Source organism: Rhodococcus sp. no. 34 (assembly GCF_054589475.1).
In genome coordinates, this window is sequence record NZ_BAAILK010000047.1 from 257,097 (window position 1) to 280,036 (window position 22,940).

Consider the following 22,940-nt stretch of genomic DNA (forward strand, 5'->3'; position numbering starts at 1 on the left):
AGCATTGTTCTGGGAAAAGATGGGACTTTGCCTAAACATTGCGGACGCTCCACAACCTACAATTGCGAGACTAAATCTCGCCGAAAGTGGTTTAAGTCCTGCAAAATGGGGAACGTAGCCGCAGGTGAGCGCCACTTTCGGAGCAGCAATGCCGTTTCCAGCTCGGGACTTAGCTCCCTAACCGAGACAGCTGCGAGAGCCTTAGTTGATTACCAACGTCGGTGACCCGCCTATCCAATCGGGTAGGTAACTTCACCGAACATCTTCTCACCTGTTCAGATGATTAACCTTCATCGCACTGAGGGCAATCCTGTCGTTAATATGTTCTTCATCTGTACTGGATATTTCGACTGGAAGGTCGAAGATCACCTTTCGATAACCTTTAAAGGTGAAATGAATTTCGCTGTAACTCTTTTGTTATGCAGAACCTAGAGGGGAGGATTGATCCCACCAGGCGAGCACTCGGATGCCGGATAAAGTCAGCCACCTCGACGGCTCCCCCGCCTTTGTGTCGACCTCGAACCACACCCGCCCCGGTTGGCGACCGGCCTGGAGCCACGTCCCATCCGAGGCTCGAGCGGCCCGGATCATCTCGATCGCGTCCGCCATTCGCGGATCAGGCTCATTTCCATCCGACAACGACGCTTCGCGGAAGTAGTCGGCTGCGTTGAGCACGTTGTAACGCCACCGGAACGGGTACGCGAACCGGCCGATCCAGTCCCCCACCGGTTCCCCGGTCGAGAGTCTCCGGAACAGACCGCGCTGCAGCAAGAATTCCTCACCGGATCGTCGAGCCGCGCGCGTCTCAATTGTTCCCCCGGTCGCGATCTCGTACGCGAGAAGCCCTTTGAGTGAATTGAGCGTCGAATGGAACGACGATCGGGTCGAACCTTCGATCCACTCACAGTTCCACCCACCATCCGGAAGTTGATGCCGCACAAACCAATCAGCCAGTTCATCAACGGGCATGCCGAGCCACACACCGTTTGCCACCGTCCAGGCGTTGATGCAGCAATCGACCTCACCGTCCCAGTACGGCCGGCCCTCGTACTCCCAGCGACAGTTCTCCGCGAGCAGTTCTGCAGTACGACGCTCCCGCAGAACACTGGCGTCGAGGCCCCACTCACGCAAGGAGTTGAGCGTCCAAGTAGTTGCCGTCCAGGGTTGCGAACCTTCTTCTGCTGCTTCGGGTCCCACGAAGTCGAATTCTGCCGGGAAGAACGCCCCACCCGCCCATTGGCCGTCTCGATCCTGCAATGAAAGCAGGCGTGCACCAAATCCTTTGGTAGCGATCGACGCGCGCGTCGCCGCCCACACAGTGGGCGCTTCGTTCAGCAGGTCGCGCTCCACCTGCCACCGAATCGCCGGATCCGAATCGAGGAGCCACGCGAGCAAGTCGGCTCGGGGTGCCATCTGGCAATACTATCGAAAGGCGAAGCAGGTCATCCGGTTAACACATTTCTCGACGTCTGATGCAATGGTGAACTCCGGACCCGTTGCGTGGCCTACACCGGATAACCCAACGCCGCCCGCACCGCCACGATGTCGGCGGCAGCGACCTGCATAGGCTTGTCCCCCAACCGAATCAACGTGCCAGTGGGCAGTTCCTCTACCACCGCAGATTGGGGCAGCGCGCTGCGATCGAACGTAACTCCGGAATGGAAGTATGTTTCCCATCCCACCTCGACCTCACCTTTCGACCGATTCTGAAGGTGCCGGTAGTCTCCGATGCTCCACCGAGCTCGCTCCGGTTCCCAATGCTTGACGATCACTCTCATGATCGCGTCTCCGATATCCGGGTCGAGCAACCGCCGGGTACTGTCGGTGAGCTGCGTCTCCGTCGGCAACGACACCAGGACACTGTTGGGAGCACTGGTTTCCAGCCCGCCGACCCAGGCACCGACCCGGCGCGCGGTCCCGTCCTCGGGCGACAAGTCGATGTCGTAGCCCGGTCCCGGGGTGTCCGAATACCCCATCTCCTTCGAGCGGGAATACTCGAAGATTCGCACCAACCCGTCCACACTGAGATCTGCTGGCGCCTTGTCGAACTCGGCAGTCGAGACCCACGACAACGCCAACCCCGGGTCGATCGCTTCCAGATCATCGAGGAAGGCCCGCATCGTCTGCGCCACTTCCTGACTCGACTGCACCCGTGTCCCCCAATATCCGGCTAAAGTCGGCCGCCGCCCGAACATGCTCATCGCCCCGTCCTTTCCAATCCGACCTGATCTCCATAGCCCGACACTGCGCGCACTGCCACGATGTCGGCGGCACCGACGTGCATAGGCTTGTCTCCCAACCGGATCAACGTGTCAGTGGGTAGTTCCTCGATCACGGCGACTTGGGGGAGCGCGCTGCGCTCAAGGCATGCCATCACATAGTTTCACCACGGCAAAGCATATGTTGGGCAAGTTGGTTCAGCCGAGCCATTCGGAGATGGTGGCGTTGTCGACACCGCCACCGAAAGAGTGGAACACCAGCAACGCTTGCCCCGACATCACCAGGCGACCGTCCTCGGTGAGACCGATATCGAGCATCCCCGCTTGCCCATGCACCTGGCACCACACGAAGTCGGGAACCCGCAACAACCCCGACGCCGGGTCCGTATCGAGGTCCGCCGGATGAAGGGACACTTCGCCGAAGACGTTGTCCTCGAGCGCTTCCGCGGTCTCACGGTCCACCAACACCAGCGGGCCGGCGCCGATCAGTCCGTCGGTAGGTTGCCGGGTGAACACGAAGTGAGCCCTCTCCACCGTCGGCGGCAAGGTTGCGGTATCGACAACTGTACGATCCCCGACAAACCCTGGCTCTTCCGGGACGACGACCCAGTAGTCCATTAATTTCTCCCCTTGAAGTGTTGTGGTCGAAGCAAATCCGAGATTCTTGCACTCACATGGCTAGCCGTCGCCCAGGTCTTCGAGAACGTCGGCGAACACCGAATCCGGTAACGGGTAGTGCTCACGCACCGCGGCACGGCGATGCTCGTCGAGCCACCGCAGTGTCCTCTCACGATCATCGGCAGCAGCGACTTCACGAAACTGTGTCCAGAACATCACAAGTGGAGCTTTCGGGTCGGCAACCCAGCCGCGGAAGTATTCAATTGCGTTGTCGATAACCTCGAGCGGTGAACCGGTGTCAGTGATCACACGCAGCCCCGCCAAGATTGTCCAGCGTGCTGGACCCGACTGATTGCGCTCAAGGTACTGCTTCTCACGGAGTGGGGTGAGTGCCGCCTCCGATCGTGCGTCGAACAGCTCGGATGCTGGCCCCTCAGCCCACCAGATCACTAGCTCGGCAGCGGAGACGGTATCAAAGATATCAATCTGGCGGCCATGGTAGTCGTGTCCGCAATGCCTGCTGTCGTAGTGGTCCTGCCACTCAGTGAGTGTTCCGGGATCGAGGGGTTCGATGAGTGGTAGGTGAGTAATCGTCAGTTTCTCACGGTTGGGAATCGGATCGATCCCGACGGTGTCGAAAAACCATCGCACCGGAGTGTGCAGCAGCTTGGCTCGCAACCCGCTCCCGATGATCGTCCAGTTCGGGCCGAGCGTCTCCACTGCCGCTCCCAACACCTTCTCCCACGCAGCGCCTCTCCCCTTTTTCGGAGTGAGGTCCGCGATCGCATCTATCGCCATCTCCCGCAACTGATCCCGGTCCATTCCCAGGGACTCCAGGACCTCAGTGACCGATTTCGGCGACTTAGGCTTGTCATCGCTCATGTGCATGCTTGCCATAAAGGACCATTCGTATTATTTGGTAGACGAAAAGGAGCGACTGTGCGCACCGCCAGCGGTTCTCCGACGCGGCGCGCGATCCATCCGATTCCACTCCCTCACGCCTACTTCCCTCGGCTACGAGTCCTCAGTACGGAAAATCACATCGGCAAACGCAGAATCCCGAAGCCCGTATGCATCCTTTACAGAACGACGTCGTTCTTCGTCCAGCCACTGCAATGTCGCTAGTCGGTCTCTGTTTTCCGCGACCGCGCGAAATTCTCGCCAGAAACTTTGGACGTGGCCACCGACATCACGGCGAGCCAACTCCCAGAGGACGCTGTCGATGACCTCGATTGGCGAACCGGTGTCAGCTATCACCCGCAGTCCAGCCGAAATCATCCAATCCCGGCAAGGCTCTTCCTTGCGGTCGGCATAAGCCTGCTCGGCTGCAGCTACCGAGTCGGGAGGCGGCGCTGCAGCAAAGAACTTGGTGGACGGACCGAGCGCCCACCAGCGCACGATCTCCGCAGCACCGCGGGTATCGAAGATGTCCATCTGAATATTCGGTGGTTCAGAATCTGTGGGACCAGGTTGATATGAACTCTGTCGAAAGGTGATAGTGCCCGGCGTGAATTCTCTCATCAGGGGCGCATGACTGAAGGTCAGCTCTTCCCGATTCGGTTTGGGATCCAACCCAATGGAATTGAACCACCATCGCACTGGTAGATGGATCAACTCCGCCTGAGTGCCAGATCGTGCCACAACCCACTCTGGGCCAAGGTTGCTCGCCGCAGACTTCAACACCCGCTCCCATGCAGAACCGCGCCCCTTCCTCGGGGTCGACATGGCCAAGCCATCGATTCCCTCGAGGATGGAAGCCAACTTCGCTCTCCGGTGTATCAAACGATCGAGCGCTGCCAGTGGCTTTCTCCAGGTAAATCACGATAACGCAGCAAGAAGTCGGAAATTTTCCGCCCCACGATAGGCCAGTCCTCACGTCCGTCGAGAGTTGAAGCTAACAGAACATTGAAGTCGTTTTTTCTTGTGTCGAATACAATGAAATCTGGCTCGACCACCATTGTGCCGATTATTATGTCACTCTTCAAGAAGCGCCCATCCTCGTCATCCCAGAATTCCAGCTCGCGTTCCGTAACTTCTCGAGCTTTAGGCGGAGAAAGGAGTGTTATTCCGTCCTTTCCTAAGCCCCTATCGTGGTGAAGTCTGCATTCTCTCGCACTTCTCCATAAATCGAAGAGATCTCTCGGCAGGGTATCTAGGTTCCAATACTGAGACACCTCTTCAGCCTCTGCCGGCGGGTCGTATGTGTTGTAGACGTCGAATGATCGGCCTGGATGCGTCGGGACTAGGACCCGCTGGATGTCGGGATAGGACTCCAGCGCATCAGTTATAGATATCGGCATAAAATTCCCACCATCGAGTGAAGAGTGCATGTATAGAAGTGGGCAGGGGAACTAGATTCCAGAATTCATTCGTACCTCCGTACTTTCGGGGAAGTATGTGATGCACCTCCCAGCGCCTTCGACCGCGCCGGAATCTCCCACATCGACTGGATCGCCGAAGGGTTCGACGCCATAGACAAAGGCCGCAGCCGGCCGCCCGCCTTCGAAAACGGTATGGTCTCCGCTGACCGCCTCACTACCGACCCACGAATCATCCGCACAATTAGCCCCGGCCTACCTGGCAGTCCGGACATCATCCCTCAGTATCAAGCACTATCTGCGAGGGTTCCGGAATCGCGGGATCCGGGCGTGCAGGTTCATTCACGGACGGAACAGAGGGTTGATCATGCTCGGCAGGTGGAACGGTACCGTCGATGGCGGGTATGCCGCGCGGTGGCACTCCACCCGGAGCGTCGATCAGCTGGTGCGTAGCCGGATCGGGATCGCGGCGCGGTAATTGCGGGCAGGCTGGTCGGTCCGCGCCATCCCTACCTGCAGGCAGCCCCGAGTGCGCCCAACGTAGGGCTCACAGCCGTCTGAAACCTTTGGGTAGAGGAATCTCCGGTCGTTCGGTCGGCAGTCCTGCTGCTGCGCGGATGCTTCGGATGTCCTCGACGGTTAACGGCGTGGACAGATTCTTCTGGATGACGATTGTGCCGTCATGGTAGGGAAATGCCTCCACGCTGGGCGGGAGCTGCGTTTCCTTGATCGGCAACTCAGGACCGAAGTAGGTGCAACTGCCCACGATTGCGTCACCCGGTACGTTGCGCTGAGGCGATGATTCGGTTCGGCGGTAGAGCACGGTGACACGCGAGTCCCAGATGTCGGCTAGTCCCTGTACGAGCTTCGATGCCAGCGAAATCAGTGATTCGTCGGCAAAGGCACATGCGAATGCGCCGGACCCTGAGGTGCCCCCGAAACTAACAACGACTTTGACGTCTCCAGCGGGTGAATACAGGGTCATATGTCGTCCCAATGAGAGGGGATACATACCGCCGGTGGCATCAGGGGATCGTCTGCGCTCGATCAATGCGGCTTCGATCGATTTTTCCGTCGGAGGCACAAGGATCTGACGGATATTCGACGCCAAGGCTTGCTCGACTCCGGCACCGTCGGGGAGGGCATCGCCTACTGTTTGGTACAAGTCGACGTCGAAGACAGGATCGATGTCGCGAAGCAATCGTAGCGAACGTGCAACGAGCGCGGCCGTGACGGCCTCGCTTTCAGGCGCACCCTTTCGTGGAATGACCTTCACTGTCAAGCCCGCCGTAGGATTGCGGCGCAGTGATGATGTAGGCACTCTTCACTCCCCTCCAAATACGATGATGTTGATGTTCTCCAGCCCGATTACCTCGTCGAACGCATCCTCCATTATCTGCGCAGCTTGTTCTTGCAGAAACACCCATTGGAGGTGTGCATCGCTGCCCGCAAGAGCTATGGCTCGGACCTGTCGCTCAGCTTGCTCAAGCATGCCATCGACAATATTGTCGCGCATGAAGTCTGGTACATGCGGTCTGAACAGCATGTCGTAATTACCTTTGACCTCTTGAAGAATATTGAGTTCTCGGATCCAGTTGTCGATACTGATGCGCCCGGTTGGTCTGAAAGGCGCCGGAAGGTAGTAAGTGAACGCTGGGTCAACTCCGGTAACCAACTGCTGAAAAGCTGCGTTGGGTGTCAAATTGCCGTTCTGGTCGAACATCGACGCGATCTCTGATGGATAGGCGTTGTCCCAAATACCGTGACCGCCCTCAGGATCTCCGAGTATCGGAATACGACCTGCAGGAACGTCTGCGGGTTCACCGGTTTCGATTCCGCCAGGATCCGTCTGCGTGTTTGTAATCGGAAGCGATACGCCTGGTTCGCCAGAATCGGGCTGTAGCGGCGGGGTAGCGACAGTCGGCCGGTCTGTCGGACCTGGAATAACACCTGGCTGCTCGATCGTGCTCGGATCGGTGGCGAAGGGGTCGAATTCCGGTGGTCCGGGTTGCTGCGGAGCGCCGGGAGCATCCGGATTCACCGGCACATGACCGACATCGGGCAAAGTCGGCACACTCGGTTCCTCGACGTGACCTGGCGAGGGAGCCTTCGGTTCTGGGTTCGACCCCGGATCAGCAACCTCACCGGGCGAGGGTGATTCCCACTCGCCACGATCGGGATCGCCGGGCGAAGTGGGTTGCGAGGGTTCCGGAATCGTGGGATCCGGGCGTGCAGGTTCATTTACAGACGGAACAGAGGGCTGGTCATGCTCGGCAGGTGGAACGGTGCCGTCGATGACGGGTATGCCGCGCGGTGGCACTCCACCCGGCCGGGGAACACTCTGCGCCGGAACAGACGGTGCGCTGGTCGGGGGCCGGGTCGGTGTTGTCCGGTTCGAGACGATCAGGTCTTCGGCCCGGACTGCGCCAGCAATCAGACGCCCCCCACGCAATGGTGGGAGAACGAAGCTCATGATCTCGCCGGTGTAAGGCTGATCGAAAGCAACGCCCGGGTCCAGATAATGCGGGTCGCCGATCAGAACGGGTTCGCCGGTGCTCCAGTCGTACAGGTACAGAGTGGAGGTGTAGTTGTCGAAAACCCGATGCGGGCGACCCTGCTCGTCGTAGGTGACCTGCAGGTCGTGCTCTTCTCCCTGGGCGTCGGTGTACGTCCAACTCCACACGTTCGGCACTTTCGAGGCTGTGCCAGACCAGCTGGTTCCGTTTTCGTCCGTGAAGGAGGTGTCAGTGACGACAGGTTCGGTGGTGTAGTCCTGCCCGCCGATGTTCGAAGTGATCGGCTCCTGGGTTTGATTGGCGAGTATTGCGTCGCCGACAGGGTTTCCGGTTCCTGTTTCGGTGATCGGTGGTTCGGAGACCTCGGAGTTAGGGTCACCGGACATGAGATGGCCGAGGTCTGAATCTGCCGGGTCCGCAGGTTCTGTGGTGTAGTCCTGCCCGCCGATGTTCGAAGTGATCGGCTCCTGGGTTTGATTGGCGAGTATTGCGTCGCCGACAGGGTTTCCGGTTCCTGTTTCGGTGATCGGTGGTTCGGAGACCTCGGAGTTAGGGTCACCGAGCATGAGCTGCTCGAGGCCTGAATCTGCCGGCTCCGGGGGGTTGGCGGCGAGGACGTTTTGTGCGTCCCTGCGTGCTTGTTCGCCCTCCGGGGTCATCGGGCCGATGAAGTTCGCCTGCGCTTCGAGCGCAGCACGTTCTTCCGTTGTCAGCTCCGGGTCGGCGAGGATCGGGTACAGCAGGTTCTCTATGCCCGCGGTGTCGACGACCTGGACGAGTTGCCCGTCCCGGATCTCGTAGTGCGTCGGAACAGGAGTGCCGTTGGCGTCGTACGCCCACGGGGCATCGATTGTCGAGACCGGATTCCCGTCGGCGTCGAAGACGGTGACCGTGCCATCGGGGTTGACACTCATGTGACCGCCGGGCGGCACCGTCACCGGAATCACGGATTCGTGCGACGACGTTTCGTCGTGGATCAGGAAGAAGAACCGGCTTCCGCCGGTGATCGGATCGAACACCCGCAACGAGGACTGCCCGCCAGGTGCGTACGCAGTCAACGGCGACACGACAGTCCCGACCGCCTGGGAGAGTACTGATTCGGGCGTGCGGGGGCTGAAAGGTCCCGGCCGCCCCCTCACTCTCATACCCGCAGCGGTGAACGCCGCGGCCCCGACGAGGACCAGTTCGAGATACCGGTCACGGCCCGAGTCCTCCCCGTTTGTAGAGACATCTGCTGCCGGGTCCGGAACCGTTTGGGCCGGTGCGATATTCGAATCCGAATCCGCGGGGATCGGTCCTGGACCGCGATCGGTGGTGGTTCCCTCACCCGGGGTGGGTGTGGGTGAGGGAACCGCTGATGCCGATGCATTGGGGAATGCACCGACACCAGTTTCCGAGGCCGGGGACTCGGAAGTAATGGGCGGAACCTCGATCGTCGGCACAGGGACGATGGGGGTGCCGTTGTAGGTGGGAAAGTTCGTCGGAGCATTGGCCCCGACATTCGGGCCACCGCCTGGAGCCTGCACACCGGGGAGCCCGACAGTGGTCGTCGGCGCAGCTGTCGACGTCGTGGACGGCGCGCTCAGGCACGGGTTGATGATCTCTGGCGGGATGGGCGCGCCAGGTGGCAGCGACGCAATGAGATTCAGGTAGATCTGATGATCACGTGCCCGCACCGCCGCGCAGTCTTTTTCCGGCGTCGCGTTCGCCGGAGCGGCGGAGAGTGCAATTCCCGCACCGATCGCTCCGGCCGCTCCGGTCAACAGCGCCCCAGCGGCAAGCACTCCCGCGAGAGTCCGGCGAAGTCGTCTACCGGACTTCACCGGCGCGCACCACGATTGTCACTCTTCTTCGTTCGGAATTGCGCGATGAGTTTGTCTGCGCCCCACCAGAACAACCGTCCGGAGATCGACATCCACAAGAAGAACGCCAGGTAAACCAGGATCGTCCCGTAGTCGTTCGCCCAGCCGGCGAGCTTCCCGATCACCGCGAATGCCGCGATCAGCAACCCCAGTCCAACTGCCGTAGCGATCACAGCCTTGGAGAGTGGACTGAGTTCACTGTCCGGATCCCAGTCATCAACGTCTGCAACGTCTTTCCTATCGACGGCAGCGGGTTCCGGTTGGACACTGCGGCGTTCGGCGTTGTTGACGGTCATGACTGGAACTCCAAATGGGAAGGGAGAGCGGGGAAAACGGGTCGCCGGTGCTGGGCGCGGTATCAGTTCCAGTACTGGTAGGTCAGGGTGACGTACCCGGCGTTGGCCGGGTTGTTCGGATCAGCCAGATAGACATCGACGTAGCCGCCAGCATGGGTAGCGGCCTCGCCGATCACTACGCGGTCGGGGGCGCTGAGCTTGCCATCGGGGCCGACGGTGAGCGCCGAGCCCGGTGCGAGCTCAATCCACCGCTGCGAGCCTGGAACGATGTCGGAGATGGCGTCCGGGATCGGGCTCGCCGCCAACGCCGCGGTTTCCGCATTCGAGAGCGACAGACCGATCCGACCCTGCTCAGGTTCGACGATCGGAGTTGCGGCAGATGCCACGCCGGCGCCGAGAACACCGAACAGGGCGATACCCGCGGTGAGGGTTCCGGCAGTGGCCAAGGTACGAATCTTCATGATTTCTCCTTTGTGGGCGTGATGAGTAACCACCCCTGGACTGGGCGGATCGGGAATAGTCGCCAGCAGCGCTGACGACGGCTGCGCGGGTCAGAGCCAGGTCGGATCGGAGTACACGAACAACGTGTTGTCGGACGTCGCCGTCGACACCGAGAGTTGTGCGTACGAGCGGATCGTCACCGGCCCCATGCACGCATCAACCTTCACGTGCACGTTCTCCGCGGTGATCGACGCCTTCGACGACTCGAGATCCTTCTTCCCCAACGGAATCGTCGTGATCGTGCCCGGCGCAATCGTCGACTGAATACTCGGATTCACCGACGCATTCACACCCACGTTCGCCGACGGGACACCCGAAATACTCACACCGACAGACGGGCCGAGCGAAAAGCCAAGCCCCAAGCCAAGTCCGGAGGAGACATCGATCTGGCAGCCGATCTGCAATCCCTGCTCGACATATCCGGTCTTCACTGCCGAATCGCCCTGACCACCGATCGTGCCGGTCACCTTCGCCGACACGAACCCCTCACGGGTGAACGCCGTCGTCGCCAGATTCGGCACCGGGTTCGCCGACAGTTTCGTGGCGGCAAGATCCAACGACCAGCCGTCATCGGTGACCGTGCTCGCGAATTTGTCCGCCAACGCCGTTGGCGTTGCCGATGCGCTCCCTGCGAAGACAACACCCGATGACAGCGCGGCAACCGCACACGCCGCGAGCCCTACCGCGGCCCTCGATCGACGATGGGATACGCCGTTTTGCGATTCGATCGACATGAACTGCTCCTCCACGTGACACAGCAACCAGAGCGGTAGCCGGCAACTAACTGAATTAGTTACCGGACGGTACCAATCGTCCTGTTTGCCCGCCAGCGCGCCATCTCCCCCATCTTGGATTTAGGGTGAACTTTCGGTAACAGATATATATCGACAGGCTTATCAGCAGCGAAAAGGACCTAGGTCCCACTATGAGCAAGGTCACGGTTTAAAGGTAAGAAGATCCCTCAGAAACAGTGCGGCAAATCGAATCGAACCCGCATTTCACGGTCCTCAGAGCAGTTGAAGGCCGAACTTGCGGGCATCAAGCCAGTGCGCGTACTTGAATATGAAACTAACAGGCATTACTTGGCAATCGATCGCAAATCAAGGCGCCCGAGCGGGGCCTGGGAGCGCAACTCTGCACGGTTCACGCGGAGATACTCACTTCGTGGTCGGCGCGAACTCGTCGGACCCACTGGCATCGCATCGTTAGCTCGTCAATCACTGATTCATGCAGACGACGCACACAAGTAGTACGCCAGTACGAGAAAAGGCTCTGACCAAGACCGGAGTCCTTGATCAGAGCCCTACCAACTCAGGGTCGAACGTTATGCCGGTTCTCTCATGATGCCGAGATGCCGTGCAGTCCCGGACACCCCAGGAACCTCTTGCACAGGAGACCAGGTGTTCAGCCCGTCCGTGCTGTCGGAGTAGAGATACTTTCCTTCGGTATAGGCGTCGAGATAGATCCGCCAGTCGCCGCTCGGCAACTGAACCACGGCCGGACCTTCGACAAGCGAACCCCAATTCCCGGGCGGGACAAACGAATAAGGTCCCGTCACCGAAGGAGCGACCGCATGCTCGACGACCTTCCTCGTCTCGTTCTTGGTGAACGCATGATAGGTCGATCCGACTTTGACCACGGTGGTGTCGATGTGGTCCGCACCGATCCCGGCGAGCGGAACAGGCGGGCTCCACAACCGGAGCGACGGTTCCAACGCCGTCATCAGATACGGCACAAATCCTCCACCGGTCGACATCGACAGGATGACGTTGACGCGATCGCCGTCCACAAACCATTCAGGCGCCCAGGCCTTGGTGACGAATGGTGACAGCGACGGTCCGTCGCTGAAACCAGCCGAACCCGAGAAGCCCGGGGGGCTCGCAGAACCGGTGCCATCTCCCGTACCAGGCATCAAGGCGCAGCAAAACGGAACCGGATAGTTCCCCAGCGGCGTCCAGTTGATGCGGTCGCTGCTGCGTGCAAACCCGATGTTCGCCCCACCACCCGTCGTGTAGGTGAGGTAGTACAACCCGTCCGTGTTCCGGAAGATGCTCGGATCACGCACGAGCCCAGATGGCGGCCTGTACGCCGACTGCTGGACGAGTTGAAAGCCGGTGCCGTCAGCCGACTCGTAGACATCCATGTCACGGTCGCTGGCATTGCTGAACGCCACCATTGTGTATTTCCAGTCAGGCGGCGGCGCGGCGCTGCTGGCAGGGGCTGCGACCAGCAACCCCGCGACGACGAGGATCACCAGCGATACAACAGAAAGGCCGGTCCGTTTTGTCGGAATCACCGATGAAGTATGTATGACAGCAGGCCCTCCATGGGTAACTTCGGTCGGAGGCAGAGCAGGATCGTTACCTAAGTCGATTCGTCTTGTAGTGACGGCGGGACGGCGGCAAGGTCGGCCGTTAGCATCACGCCATGGAACTTGGAGTGCATTTCGCGCTGTCAGACAGCGTGGCAGCGGAACTTCTGGACGCGCGCGGCGACGACGACAAACTCGGCGCTGTGGTCGAGGACATCGAGGAGACGGGCCGATCCGAGTTCTCGTGCGACACGGACAAGGCGTGGGATCCGATCCTGTGCGCCCTCTCCAGCACGGGGTACGAGCGCGTGTCCGAGAACTGGCCGGCCTACGGCGTGATCTTGGGGGACGAAGACCTCAACACCGACACCGACGACCAACTCGTCACCTACCTGGCACCCGATCGGGTCGCCGAAGTCTCCTCGTACCTGGCGGAAGTCACCGAATCCGAGTTCGGCGTGCGCTACGACGCAATGCCACTCGACGACCGCAACCCGGAGTACGGCTCCGACGAGCGCGGGTACGCCTGGGGCTGGCTTCAGGAAGTGGCGGACTTTTTCCAGCGCGCGGCCCGAGAGAATCACCACGTGGTGTTCACCGTGCGGTTCTGACGCCCACTACCCAAGCAGTGTGACTCCGAAAACAGTAAAGGCTCTGACCTGGACCGAAGTCCGAGGTCAGAGCCTTTGCTTTGGCGGAAGCGGAGGGATTTGAACCCCCGGTGGGTTTAACGCCACGCTCGCTTTCAAGGCGAGTGCATTCGGCCGCTCTGCCACGCTTCCGTGGGCGATCCTATCGGGTGTTCCCACGGACCGCGAAAACGGCTCCAGAAGTCAGCGCTCGCCGATGGCTTTGTCGACCTTCTCGAAGACGTCTGCCAGCACGTCCAGTTCCTGGGGAGTCAGCAGATCGACCAGATTGTTCCGCACTCCGGCCACGTGAGTAGGTGCCGCCTCGGCGAGGCGACGCCTACCCTCTTCCGTGATCCGCGCGAGCACGCCGCGACCATCTTCGACGCAAGTGTCTCGCACGACGATGCCCTGAGATTCCATCCGCCTGATCTGGTGTGTGAGGCGACTCCGCGAAGACAGCACGCCGTCTGCCAGGTCACTCATCCGCAACGACCCGTCAGCTGACTCCGAGAGCATGACCAAAATGCGGTAATCGGCCAACGACAGGTCGTGTGAATCCTGCAGTTCGCGGTTGAGAACCTCCATGAGGCGCTGATTACCGTCCATGTAGCCGCGCCATGCACGCATCTCGCACGGCGTCAGCCACGGTGTCTCACCGTGCGCCACCTGCGATGTCTCCTCGGTTGTCGCTTCAGCTGTCACAGGTTCCAAGTTTAGACCTGTGTCCGCCCGTCACAGTAAGACTCACCCTAAAGTCACGAATTGGACATCAGGATCGAACGGTCGATTTCGGCGACAGATGCCAGCCCCGCCAGTCCCATCGTGAGATCCAGGTCGGCCAGGAGACTGCGCAATGCATGACGCACTCCGTCCGCTCCGGCCAATCCCAACCCGTACACCCACGGCCGCCCGTACAGCACTGCATCGGCACCCAAGGCCAGAGCCTTGATTACGTCTGCGCCACAACGAATTCCGGAGTCCATCAGGATGTCCACCTCATGCCCCACCGCATCAGCGACGGGACCGAGAGCATCTAGTGCCGAAATCGACCCGTCGACCTGACGCCCACCATGGTTGCTCACGACGATGCCGTTGGCGCCGGCCGCGACGGCCTCACGTGCGTCGTCGGGATGGACAATTCCCTTCACCGCGATCGGAAGTGTCGTCCACTGGCGAAGTTTCGCGATATCCGCGATCCGCACCGCGTGATTGCCGAACAACGACACCCACGTCAGAACCGCGATCTGCAGGGCTTCTGCACTCTCCTCGGGAGGCGTGGCCAGTTTTGCGCGGAACACCGGATCCGACAGATAGTTGGCAATACCCTTCGCCTGCAGGAACGGAAGGTGGCCGAGCTCGAGATCCCTTGGACGCCAGCCCATACCGGGAGTGTCGGCAGTCAGGACGATAGCCTTCGCGCCCGCCGTCTCCGCTCGGCGGACAAACGACTCCGCAAGTTCGTCGTCGGCCGGCCAGTACAGCTGGTACCACCAGTTCTCGCCGGAGGCCGCCGCTACGTCTTCGATGGTCGAGGATGCCGCCGTCGAGAGAATCGATCCGATCCCCAACTCGGCAGTGACCGAACCGACCGCAACCTCGGCGTCGTCGTGGACCAAGCCGAGCACGCCCACCGGAGCCGTCAGGATCGGTGCAGCCAACCGCGTCCCCAACACCTCGACGCTCAGATCACGCGCGTCGGGCGCCGCAGTCCCCCGCAACATCCGCGGCACGATCGCATGCTTGTCGAACGCCCGCAGATTCGACACCGCGGTTCGTTCGGTCGACGCGCTACCGGCGATGTACCCGAAGGCCTCCGGTGAGAGTTGCTCGCGCGCGGCATCTTCCAAGCCTGCCGCAGTCATCGGCAAAGCCGGCTTCGCGCCGCTCAGTCCCGTCAGATAGATCTCGTTCTGCATGTTCCCGAAGTAAGTCACGTCCGCGACGGTAGCGGCAAAACACCCGTCAGCGGGGAGATTCGCTAGCGTCGTATCCATGTACGCCATAACGATCGATCAGCCCGGCGGTCCCGAGGTCATGAAATGGGCGCAGCAGCCCGATCCTGAACTACCTCGCGGGCACGTACTCGTCGAGGTCGCCGCGACCGCAGTCAACCGCGCCGACCTGCTCCAACGTCAAGGCTTCTACCCGCCGCCGCCCGGCGCGAGTGACATTCTCGGCCTCGAATGCTCGGGTGTGATCACCGAACTCGGCGAAGACGTCACCGGTTGGTCCGACGGCGACGAAGTCTGCGCATTGCTGGCCGGCGGTGGCTATGCCGAGAAGGTTGCGGTCCCGGCAACACAACTTCTCCCCGTTCCCGCGGGCGTCGATCTCCGTGTCGCAGCGTCACTGCCGGAAGTTGCGTGCACGGTGTGGTCGAACGTCGTGATGCGCGGCGGTCTCCGACGCGGACAAGTCCTCCTCGTCCATGGCGGTGGCGGCGGAATCGGCACCCACGCCATCCAGGTCGGCAAAGCCCTCGGCGCCCGCGTCGCAGTTACCGCGGGTTCGGAGGACAAATTAAACCGCTGCCGCGAATTGGGCGCGGATATTCTCATCAACTATCGCGACAGCGACTTCGTAGCATCACTCGCCGAAGCCACCGACAACCACGGCGCCGATGTGGTTCTGGACAACATGGGAGCGTCGTACCTCGGGCGCAACGTCGACGCACTCGCCATGGACGGCCACGTCGTGATCATCGGAATGCAGGGTGGCCGCAAGGGCGAAGTCGACATCGCCAAGCTGATGGGAAAGCGCGGAAACATCACGTCGACGGGCCTGCGCGGGCGTCCGCTCACCGGCCCAGGCGGTAAAGCGGACATCGTCGCCGACGTCCGCGCGAAGTTGTGGCCGTTGATCGCAGACGGATCGGTTCAACCGATCGTGTCGACCGAACTTCCGATCACCGAGGCGCCATTAGCCCATCAGTTGCTGGATTCGCCGGAAACCGTAGGCAAGGTCATCCTCACCGTGAAGTGAGCCGAGCGGGATCGATCAGCCCAGGGCGCCGAGTTCGGCGACCAGCTGATTGATCTCGTACCGCGTCGTGTACGGCGCAAGGCCGACGGTGACCGCGCCGCCTTCGTCGTTGACACCGAGGGCGTCGAGCAGCCTGGAACCACCATGCGTACCGCTGACCGTCGCGATGCGCTTGTCGGCCAGGTGCGCCGCGACCTTGTCTGCCGCCATCCCCTCGAGTGTGAAACTGAGCGTCGGCACCCGCGTGGGTGCGCCGCCGATCACCATCACGTTGGGCAGGGCTGCGAGAGAACGCATGAGGTGATCGAACAGACCGTCCTGATAGTCCTGTAGCGAGCTGATCGAGGTTTCGAGGCGCTCACGCCTGGTTCCCGTTGCCGATTCGTCCAACCCGGCCAGGAAATCGATCGACGACGTGAGACCGGACAGCAGCGCGAACTGATGACCGCCCACCTCGAGTCGCTCGGCGCCACGCGCGTACGGGTTGAGCGACACGGCCGGAATTCGGTCGAGCAGTCCGGGATCGCGGAAGACGAGTGCGCCCACCTGTGGACCGCCCCACGACGGCGCGCTGACGGCAACGATGTCCGCCCCGAGATCAGCCATGTCCACATGCGCATATGGCGCTGCACCGACGGCGTCGACCACCATCAGTCCGCCGAATTCGTGCAGACGATCAGCTGCGGCGCGGACGTTCGGAGCCGAACCGACGACCGGTGATGCGGCCGTCAAGGCCACCAATCGAGTGGTCGAGGTGATGAGATCGTTGAACTGCCAACTCGGGAGCTCACACGTTTCGATTTCGACCTCTGCCCATCGCACCTGGGCGCCGTAGCGACTGGCCACACGAAGCCAGGGCGCGACGTTCGCCTCTTCGTCGAGGCGCGAGAGCACGAGACCGGTTCCGAGGCCCAACCGCGAACTCAGCGACTCGGCGAGCCAAGCCAACAACACCGCTCGGTCTGATCCGAGAACGACTCCCGCAGGATCTCCGCCGACCAGATCGGCGACCGCGGTGCGCGCACTGTCGAGAATGGCAGCACTACGACGGTTCGAGACGTGGCGACCGGAGGAAGAAGATGCAGAGGCACGGAACGCGGTGGAGACCGTCCGCGAGACGGCGTCCGGGATCTGCATTCCGGCCTGCGGATCGAGGTGGATCCAGCCGTCACCGAGTGAGGGAATCAACCCCCGTACGCGGGCAACGTCGTAAGCCATGCTCGACACTCTAGGTGCAGACGCCCGCTTAGTCGAAGGCAGTCACCTAATTACCCGTCAGTACAGTTATTCGATAGCTAACTTTTTGGGGGTTACGCGGCGTTTGTCGCCCACACACGACAAGATGGAAGCATGACGAACCCCGACAAAGAGCAGGTACTCGTTATCGGACCCGACGGTCGACCCGTCGCGATGCCGGCGGCCGAGGCAGAGGCCTCCACATCCGGCACCACCGAAGGCGCGGAATCCGAAGCCGAGTCCGTCGCCGAGATGGTCGAGCAGCCGGCGAAGGTCATGCGAATCGGCACGATGATCAAACAACTCTTGGAAGAAGTGCGCGCCGCGCCGCTCGACGACGCCAGCCGCAAGCGCCTCAAGGACATCCACACCTCGTCCATCCGAGAACTGGAACAGGGCCTGGCACCCGAACTCCGTGAAGAACTCGAGCGACTGAGCCTCCCGTTCACCGACGACTCCATTCCCTCGGACGCCGAACTGCGCATCGCACAGGCCCAACTCGTCGGCTGGCTCGAAGGACTGTTCCACGGAATTCAAACCGCACTGTTCGCGCAGCAGATGGCAGCGCGCGCTCAGCTCGAACAAATGCGTCAGGGCGCACTGCCTCCCGGCATGAGCATCGGGGCTCCGCATTCGCCTGCACATCCAGACCAACAGAGCCCAGGAACCGGCCAGTATCTGTAACTCGGACCACCGCTAGGTCCGAGGGAAATCCGGCGCCGACGCCAGGCCGGTAGGCTCGACCTCCGTGTCAGCATCCGCAATCGAATCCGAGACGCCGGACGCACCTGCGCCCGTGTCCGACTCCCAGACGTTCCGTCGTGCGTTCAAAGACCTTCGCGACGGTCTGAATCAGCGTGAGTTGTGGCTCAGCCTCGGCTGGCAGGACATCAAACAGCGCTACCGCCGGTCGGTGATCGGTCCGTTCTGGATCACGATCGCCACCGGCGTTCAGGCCGCCGCGATGGGTCTTCTGTACTCCGCGTTGCTGAACATTCCGCTCAAGGAGTTCCTGCCGTACGTCACGGTCGGGCTGATCGTGTGGAACCTGATCAGTGCAAGCATCCTCGAAGGCTCCGAGGTCTTCATCGCCAACGAGGGCCTGATCAAGCAGTTGCCGTCGGCATTGAGCGTGCATGTGTATCGCCTGGTTTGGCGTCAGGTGCTGTTCTTCGCGCACAACTTCGCGATCTACATAGTTCTTCTGTTCGCGTTCAGTATCTGGCAGAACATGAGCTGGACGGCGCTCGCGGCAATACCGGCATTCGTGCTGATCGTCGCGAACACGCTGTGGGTCTCGATCGTCTTCGGTATCTTCTCCACCCGGTACCGCGACATCGCCCCCATCCTCGGCAGCCTCACCCTGCTGCTGTTCGTGCTGACGCCGATCATGTGGACAACTCAGGCCCTCAAGGACCAGGGTGGGCAAGCCATGGAACGGGTCCGGCTCGCCGAACTCAATCCGCTGTACCACTACCTCGAGATCATCCGAGCACCACTCATCGGGGCCGACCAGCAGGCATACCACTGGTACATCGTCATCGCCTTCACCGTCGTCGGCTGGGCCGTCGCGATTCTGGCACTCCGCAAGTACCGGGCACGCGTGCCCTACTGGGTCTAGAGGAAACACATGAGTCAGCCAGTCAGCATCCACACGCAGAACGCGTGCGTCGACTTCCCGATCTTCGACGCGAAATCCCGCTCGCTCAAGAAGGCCTTCCTCGGCAAGGCCGGAGGATCCATCGGCCGCAACGACTCCGATGTCGTCGTCGTCGAAGCGCTCCGCGACATCACGATGACGCTCAAGGAAGGCGACCGCATCGGGCTCGTCGGCCACAACGGCGCCGGCAAATCCACCCTGCTGCGCCTGCTCTCCGGAATCTACGAACCGACCCGGGGATCCGCCAGCATTCGCGGACGCGTCGCACCCGTCTTCGACCTCGGTGTCGGCATGGACCCGGAAATCTCCGGGTACGAGAACATCATCATCCGCGGCCTGTTCCTTGGTCAGACCCGCAAGCAGATGCTCGCGAAGATGGACGAGATCGCCGAATTCACCGAACTCGGTGAATACCTCTCCATGCCACTGCGTACCTACTCCACCGGTATGCGCGTTCGCGTTGCCATGGGCGTCGTGACCAGTATCGATCCCGAGATCTTGCTTCTCGACGAGGGCATCGGTGCCGTCGACGCGGAATTCATGAAGAAGGCCCGCATCCGGCTGCAGAAGCTGGTGGAACGCTCCGGCATCCTGGTATTCGCCAGCCACTCCAACGAATTCCTCGCTCAGCTGTGCAACAGTGCGATGTGGATCGACCACGGCCAGATCCGCATGCAAGGCGACATCGAAGACGTCGTACGCGCCTACGAAGGTGACGACGCCGCCGAACATGTGCGCCACGTGATCAAGGAAATGGAACGGGAGAACACCCCGTGAGCGCACCCGAGAAAATCATCGGGGTCGTCGTCACTCACAAGCGTCGTGAACTGCTGGCCGAATCCTTGAAGGTTCTCAGCACCCAGTCGCGTCCGCTCGATCATCTGGTTGTCGTCGACAATGCCGACGAAGCCGATGTGAAAGAGCTCGTCGACAACGCTCCACTGCCGACCAGTTACATCGGTTCTCAGCACAACCTCGGCGGTGCCGGAGGATTTGCTCTTGGCATTCTCTACGCGCTTTCACTCGGCGCCGACCGCGTCTGGCTCGCCGACGACGACGGCCGCCCGGAGGGGCCTGAGGTCCTGGAAACACTGCTCGACTGTGCAATTCGGAACGACCTGGCCGAGGTCTCCCCCGTCGTCTGCGACATCGACGACCCCGACCGCCTTGCCTTCCCACTTCGCCGCGGCACGTCGTGGCGCCGGTTGCGTTCCGAGCTCGGCGACGAGGATCTCCTGCCCGGCATCTCGTCCCTCTTCAACGGCGCACTGTTCACCGCCGACGCGATCGATGCCGTCGGAGTTCCGGATCTACGCCTGTTCGTCCGCGGCGACGAGGTCGAGGTACACCGTCGCCTCGTGCGCTCCGGCCTGAAGTTCGGTACCTGCCTGCAAACTGCTTATGTCCACCCCAACGGCGCGGACGAGTTCAAGCCGATCCTCGGCGGACGCATGCACACGCAGTACCCCGACAACGACACGAAGCGCTACTTCACGTACCGCAACCGTGGATACATCCTCTCCCAACCGGGAATGCGGAAACTGCTTCCGCAGGAATGGGTTCGGTTCGGCTGGTACTTCCTGATCACACGCCGCGATCCGGCCGGACTGCGCGAGTGGATGCGATTGCGCAAGCTCGGCCGGGAAGAGAAGTTCGAACGTCCGAGTTAAGTCGGCCGCCCCGAGTTAATTCAGTTGCACAGTCGCGTCTGCGGCTGAGACGATTCTGATCCGACGCATGGTGCGTCCTGAGATTTTCGAGGAGTGAGTATTGATGACTGTCGTGTTCCGCAGTTTCAGCACCGTCAACATTCACACTTCTTCGTACTCGAGGACACACTCACCATGCCGGAAAACAGCGCGCCCCTGACCGAATACGGTTGGAACGCAACACTCTCGAACACATTCACTGCCCTGGCCCCACCGGACTCCGCACCCGGGCGCGTTCTTCGCGTCGACCGGGGGCGGTGTGACGTGGCCGTCGCCGAAGGCACAGTTCGCGCACTCAGCGGCAGCGATCCACTCTGTACGGGTGACTGGGTCGCCGTGGCCGAGTTACGGGACTCCCGCGAACCCGAGATGCACACGGTCACTTCGATACTCCCTCGATCAAGCAGCATCGTTCGATCCTCGGCATCCGGAAAATCGGAAGGCCAGATTCTGGCGGCCAATGTCGACACCGTCGTCATCGCCACGGCTTCGGACGGCGACGTCGATCTCGGGCGCATCGAGCGACTACTCGCACTCGCCTGGGAAAGTGGTGCAACCCCTGTCGTCGCACTCACCAAATCGGATGCAGCTCACTATATCTCCGACACTCTCGCCGAGGTCACTGCCATTGCGCCCGGCGCAACAGTGCTGGCCGTCAGTGCCGAGACCAACGAAGGAATGGATGTACTCGATGCAGTTCTGGACGGCACCGTGGCGATACTCGGTCCATCAGGCGCCGGTAAGTCGACGCTCGCGAACGCCCTCCTCGCGGACACCACAGACGCCGATCGACTCGAGACCGGTCGCGTTCGGACCGGTGACGGAAAGGGACGCCACACCACCGTCACCAGAGAGTTGATCTCATTCTCCGGCGGCCGGACACTGATCGACACACCCGGCCTGCGAGGGGTCGGCATGTGGAACGCGGCGGAGGGGATCGAGAAGACGTTCCCCGAGATCGAGGAGCTGATTGCAGAGTGCCGGTTCTCCGATTGCGCACACAACTCCGAGCCGGGATGCGCAGTCCTGAGCGCACTCGGGCGTGGCGATATCGATGAGCGGAGGCTCGCGAGCTACCGGAAACTACAGCGAGAGAATGCATGGAACGCCGCGCGAAGCGATGCTCGTCTGCAGGCAGAGAGGACGCGGGAGATCAAGGTGATCTCCCGACAACTCAAGAGTCACTACCGCGGTCGGGACCGGTAGCGAACAAAGCCTGGCAGCATGGGGGTGATCCCGACGAGAGGTTGCCATGTTCGAGCAGTTCCGTTCCAGCGCCAGAACCAAGCTTCAGCGTGCGGTATCCGAGGTGGTCGAGGCCGCCGACCGGCGCAACGCAGATCGCACGCAACAGATCCTCGACGCGCTGGCACTCTCACGTGACGAACTGGCCGAGGCCCGCGGTGACATCGCGGGCCTCCGGTCCAGGATCGACGAGCTGGAATTTCGCCAGCGTCGGGATCTGGCCTACGCCGTGGACCTGGAAGCGACAGCGTCGACTGCCGAGTTCATCCTCGAACACCTTCGCGTCGCGGAGACATTCGGCCACCCACACGACACGCTGCGCCATGCACTGAGCTTGATCGAAATACCCGGCATGGCACTCGAATTCGGCGTTGCCAGCGGAACCACACTCAGGATCGTCTCGGAGGCATTCACCGAACGCGAGGGAACCGTCGCAGGTTTCGACGTGTTCTCCGGCCTTCCGGAGACTTGGCGGACCGGGTTCCCGGCCGGCGAGTTCGCGCAGGAATCTATCCCCGAAGTCCCAGGGGCGCAACTTGTTCCAGGCCTCTTCGAGCACACATTGCCCTCGTTCCTGAACGACGAACCCGGCCCCGTTGCGTTCCTGCACCTCGACGCCGACCTCTACTCGTCCACCAAGACGGTGCTCGATCTCCTCGGCGACCGACTGGTACCCGGGTCGATCGTCGTCTTCGACGAGTTCTTCAACTATCCCGGGTGGCAGCAGCACGAGTACCGGGCGTGGACGGAGTTCGTCACACGTACCGGCATCTCGTTCGAATACCTCGGGTACACCGTCGACAACGAGCAGGTCATCGCCAAGATAGTGCGCTAA

The 22,940-nt window shown here is 61.4% G+C and carries 23 protein-coding genes, 1 tRNA gene and 1 pseudogene; 8 read left to right on the plus strand and 17 right to left on the minus strand.

Going from position 1 to position 22,940, the window contains the following annotated elements; genetic code table 11:
• Window positions 1-417: 417 nt before the first annotated feature.
• From ACYP01_RS26945 to ACYP01_RS27005, 13 genes and pseudogenes are all read right to left on the minus strand, one after another.
• Entirely contained in the window at window positions 418-1,413 is a 996-nt protein-coding gene (locus tag ACYP01_RS26945) for a squalene cyclase (RefSeq protein WP_459683135.1), read from the minus strand.
• 92 nt (window positions 1,414-1,505) lie between these two features.
• Window positions 1,506-2,201, minus strand: a complete 696-nt coding sequence (locus ACYP01_RS26950) for an Imm52 family immunity protein (protein WP_256932082.1) — start codon at window positions 2,199-2,201, stop codon at window positions 1,506-1,508.
• 216 nt (window positions 2,202-2,417) lie between these two features.
• The gene (locus ACYP01_RS26955; RefSeq protein ID WP_050655601.1) at window positions 2,418-2,837 is read right to left on the minus strand and encodes a hypothetical protein; all 420 of its coding nucleotides are present in this window, start codon (window positions 2,835-2,837) and stop codon (window positions 2,418-2,420) included.
• A 60-nt stretch (window positions 2,838-2,897) separates the two neighbouring features.
• Window positions 2,898-3,719, minus strand: a complete 822-nt coding sequence (locus ACYP01_RS26960) for a hypothetical protein (RefSeq protein ID WP_143541217.1) — start codon at window positions 3,717-3,719, stop codon at window positions 2,898-2,900.
• A gap of 132 nt (window positions 3,720-3,851) precedes the next feature.
• Complete coding sequence (locus ACYP01_RS26965) at window positions 3,852-4,598, minus strand: hypothetical protein (protein ID WP_459683136.1); 747 nt, start codon at window positions 4,596-4,598, stop codon at window positions 3,852-3,854.
• A gap of 17 nt (window positions 4,599-4,615) precedes the next feature.
• The gene (locus tag ACYP01_RS26970) at window positions 4,616-5,167 is read right to left on the minus strand and encodes a hypothetical protein (RefSeq protein WP_459683137.1); all 552 of its coding nucleotides are present in this window, start codon (window positions 5,165-5,167) and stop codon (window positions 4,616-4,618) included.
• Window positions 5,118-5,270 (minus strand): annotated as a pseudogene (locus tag ACYP01_RS26975) (HNH endonuclease signature motif containing protein); the annotation flags it as partial. The pseudogene ACYP01_RS26975 and the gene ACYP01_RS26970, both read right to left, overlap by 50 nt.
• A 432-nt stretch (window positions 5,271-5,702) precedes the next feature.
• A complete protein-coding gene (locus tag ACYP01_RS26980) occupies window positions 5,703-6,476 on the minus strand; it encodes a hypothetical protein (protein WP_230587489.1) in 774 nt (257 codons plus the stop codon).
• A 3-nt stretch (window positions 6,477-6,479) separates the two neighbouring features.
• Entirely contained in the window at window positions 6,480-9,494 is a 3,015-nt protein-coding gene (locus ACYP01_RS26985; protein ID WP_459683138.1) for a Tox-REase-5 domain-containing protein, read from the minus strand.
• Entirely contained in the window at window positions 9,491-9,829 is a 339-nt protein-coding gene (locus ACYP01_RS26990) for a hypothetical protein (protein WP_050655606.1), read from the minus strand. The genes ACYP01_RS26985 and ACYP01_RS26990 overlap by 4 nt, the downstream gene beginning before the upstream one ends.
• 62 nt (window positions 9,830-9,891) lie before the next feature.
• Window positions 9,892-10,290, minus strand: coding sequence for a hypothetical protein (locus ACYP01_RS26995; RefSeq protein ID WP_050655627.1), 399 nt, complete (start codon window positions 10,288-10,290; stop codon window positions 9,892-9,894).
• 90 nt (window positions 10,291-10,380) lie between these two features.
• Window positions 10,381-11,064 (minus strand): MspA family porin, encoded by a 684-nt coding sequence (locus ACYP01_RS27000; protein WP_378536637.1) that lies wholly within the window; start codon window positions 11,062-11,064, stop codon window positions 10,381-10,383.
• Window positions 11,065-11,654: 590 nt separating this feature from the next.
• Entirely contained in the window at window positions 11,655-12,506 is an 852-nt protein-coding gene (locus ACYP01_RS27005) for a glycoside hydrolase family 43 protein (protein ID WP_003943973.1), read from the minus strand.
• A gap of 251 nt (window positions 12,507-12,757) precedes the next feature.
• Between ACYP01_RS27005 and ACYP01_RS27010 the strand changes: the two genes are divergently transcribed.
• Entirely contained in the window at window positions 12,758-13,252 is a 495-nt protein-coding gene (locus tag ACYP01_RS27010) for a YfbM family protein (RefSeq protein ID WP_404650404.1), read from the plus strand.
• A gap of 81 nt (window positions 13,253-13,333) precedes the next feature.
• Here the strand turns inward: ACYP01_RS27010 and ACYP01_RS27015 are convergent.
• The 3 genes from ACYP01_RS27015 to ACYP01_RS27025 all read right to left on the minus strand — a co-directional run bounded on the left by ACYP01_RS27015 (window position 13,334) and on the right by ACYP01_RS27025 (window position 15,267).
• Window positions 13,334-13,423 (minus strand) — tRNA-Ser (locus ACYP01_RS27015).
• A gap of 51 nt (window positions 13,424-13,474) precedes the next feature.
• Window positions 13,475-13,900, minus strand: a complete 426-nt coding sequence (locus tag ACYP01_RS27020) for a MarR family winged helix-turn-helix transcriptional regulator (RefSeq protein ID WP_020968140.1) — start codon at window positions 13,898-13,900, stop codon at window positions 13,475-13,477.
• 128 nt (window positions 13,901-14,028) lie between these two features.
• Window positions 14,029-15,267, minus strand: coding sequence for a lactate 2-monooxygenase (locus ACYP01_RS27025; protein WP_044480920.1), 1,239 nt, complete (start codon window positions 15,265-15,267; stop codon window positions 14,029-14,031).
• Between ACYP01_RS27025 and ACYP01_RS27030 the strand changes: the two genes are divergently transcribed.
• Complete coding sequence (locus tag ACYP01_RS27030) at window positions 15,266-16,255, plus strand: NAD(P)H-quinone oxidoreductase (protein WP_404650403.1); 990 nt, start codon at window positions 15,266-15,268, stop codon at window positions 16,253-16,255. The genes ACYP01_RS27025 and ACYP01_RS27030 overlap by 2 nt on opposite strands.
• 15 nt (window positions 16,256-16,270) lie before the next feature.
• Here ACYP01_RS27030 and ACYP01_RS27035 read toward each other — a convergent pair whose 3' ends face one another.
• Window positions 16,271-17,473, minus strand: coding sequence for a cysteine desulfurase-like protein (locus tag ACYP01_RS27035; protein WP_378540727.1), 1,203 nt, complete (start codon window positions 17,471-17,473; stop codon window positions 16,271-16,273).
• 132 nt (window positions 17,474-17,605) lie between these two features.
• Between ACYP01_RS27035 and ACYP01_RS27040 the strand changes: the two genes are divergently transcribed.
• The 6 genes from ACYP01_RS27040 (at window position 17,606) to ACYP01_RS27065 (ending at window position 22,940) form a co-directional block, all read left to right on the plus strand.
• The gene (locus tag ACYP01_RS27040) at window positions 17,606-18,175 is read left to right on the plus strand and encodes a bacterial proteasome activator family protein (protein ID WP_003943894.1); all 570 of its coding nucleotides are present in this window, start codon (window positions 17,606-17,608) and stop codon (window positions 18,173-18,175) included.
• A 64-nt stretch (window positions 18,176-18,239) separates the two neighbouring features.
• On the plus strand, window positions 18,240-19,112 hold the full coding sequence (wzm, locus tag ACYP01_RS27045; protein WP_064442976.1) for a galactan export ABC transporter permease subunit Wzm/RfbD: 873 nt from the start codon (window positions 18,240-18,242) through the stop codon (window positions 19,110-19,112).
• 9 nt (window positions 19,113-19,121) lie between these two features.
• Window positions 19,122-19,928, plus strand: coding sequence for a galactan export ABC transporter ATP-binding subunit Wzt/RfbE (wzt, locus tag ACYP01_RS27050; RefSeq protein WP_007731776.1), 807 nt, complete (start codon window positions 19,122-19,124; stop codon window positions 19,926-19,928).
• Window positions 19,925-20,821 (plus strand): galactofuranosyltransferase GlfT1, encoded by an 897-nt coding sequence (gene glfT1, locus ACYP01_RS27055; protein ID WP_459683139.1) that lies wholly within the window; start codon window positions 19,925-19,927, stop codon window positions 20,819-20,821. The genes wzt and glfT1 overlap by 4 nt, the downstream gene beginning before the upstream one ends.
• A 174-nt stretch (window positions 20,822-20,995) precedes the next feature.
• Window positions 20,996-22,066, plus strand: a complete 1,071-nt coding sequence (gene rsgA, locus ACYP01_RS27060; RefSeq protein ID WP_020968136.1) for a ribosome small subunit-dependent GTPase A — start codon at window positions 20,996-20,998, stop codon at window positions 22,064-22,066.
• 46 nt (window positions 22,067-22,112) lie between these two features.
• Entirely contained in the window at window positions 22,113-22,940 is an 828-nt protein-coding gene (locus ACYP01_RS27065; protein ID WP_083057911.1) for a TylF/MycF/NovP-related O-methyltransferase, read from the plus strand.

Bases quoted from the DNA above. Each gene is read 5' to 3' on its own strand.
- rsgA (WP_020968136.1), top strand. From the start codon at position 20,996: ATGCCGGAAAACAGCGCGCCCCTGACCGAATACGGTTGGAACGCAACA.
- ACYP01_RS27030 (WP_404650403.1), top strand. From the start codon at position 15,266: ATGTACGCCATAACGATCGATCAGCCCGGCGGTCCCGAGGTCATGAAA.
- ACYP01_RS27025 (WP_044480920.1), bottom strand. From the start codon at position 15,267: ATGGATACGACGCTAGCGAATCTCCCCGCTGACGGGTGTTTTGCCGCT.
- ACYP01_RS26950 (WP_256932082.1), bottom strand. From the start codon at position 2,201: ATGAGCATGTTCGGGCGGCGGCCGACTTTAGCCGGATATTGGGGGACA.
- ACYP01_RS27005 (WP_003943973.1), bottom strand. From the start codon at position 12,506: ATGGTGGCGTTCAGCAATGCCAGCGACCGTGACATGGATGTCTACGAG.
- ACYP01_RS27065 (WP_083057911.1), top strand. From the start codon at position 22,113: ATGTTCGAGCAGTTCCGTTCCAGCGCCAGAACCAAGCTTCAGCGTGCG.
- ACYP01_RS26945 (WP_459683135.1), bottom strand. From the start codon at position 1,413: ATGGCACCCCGAGCCGACTTGCTCGCGTGGCTCCTCGATTCGGATCCG.
- ACYP01_RS26970 (WP_459683137.1), bottom strand. From the start codon at position 5,167: ATGCACTCTTCACTCGATGGTGGGAATTTTATGCCGATATCTATAACT.
- ACYP01_RS27035 (WP_378540727.1), bottom strand. From the start codon at position 17,473: ATGGCTTACGACGTTGCCCGCGTACGGGGGTTGATTCCCTCACTCGGT.
- ACYP01_RS27020 (WP_020968140.1), bottom strand. From the start codon at position 13,900: ATGCGTGCATGGCGCGGCTACATGGACGGTAATCAGCGCCTCATGGAG.
- ACYP01_RS27040 (WP_003943894.1), top strand. From the start codon at position 17,606: ATGACGAACCCCGACAAAGAGCAGGTACTCGTTATCGGACCCGACGGT.
- ACYP01_RS26990 (WP_050655606.1), bottom strand. From the start codon at position 9,829: ATGACCGTCAACAACGCCGAACGCCGCAGTGTCCAACCGGAACCCGCT.
- ACYP01_RS26960 (WP_143541217.1), bottom strand. From the start codon at position 3,719: ATGAGCGATGACAAGCCTAAGTCGCCGAAATCGGTCACTGAGGTCCTG.
- ACYP01_RS26995 (WP_050655627.1), bottom strand. From the start codon at position 10,290: ATGAAGATTCGTACCTTGGCCACTGCCGGAACCCTCACCGCGGGTATC.
- ACYP01_RS27010 (WP_404650404.1), top strand. From the start codon at position 12,758: ATGGAACTTGGAGTGCATTTCGCGCTGTCAGACAGCGTGGCAGCGGAA.
- ACYP01_RS27000 (WP_378536637.1), bottom strand. From the start codon at position 11,064: ATGTCGATCGAATCGCAAAACGGCGTATCCCATCGTCGATCGAGGGCC.
- wzt (WP_007731776.1), top strand. From the start codon at position 19,122: ATGAGTCAGCCAGTCAGCATCCACACGCAGAACGCGTGCGTCGACTTC.
- ACYP01_RS26955 (WP_050655601.1), bottom strand. From the start codon at position 2,837: ATGGACTACTGGGTCGTCGTCCCGGAAGAGCCAGGGTTTGTCGGGGAT.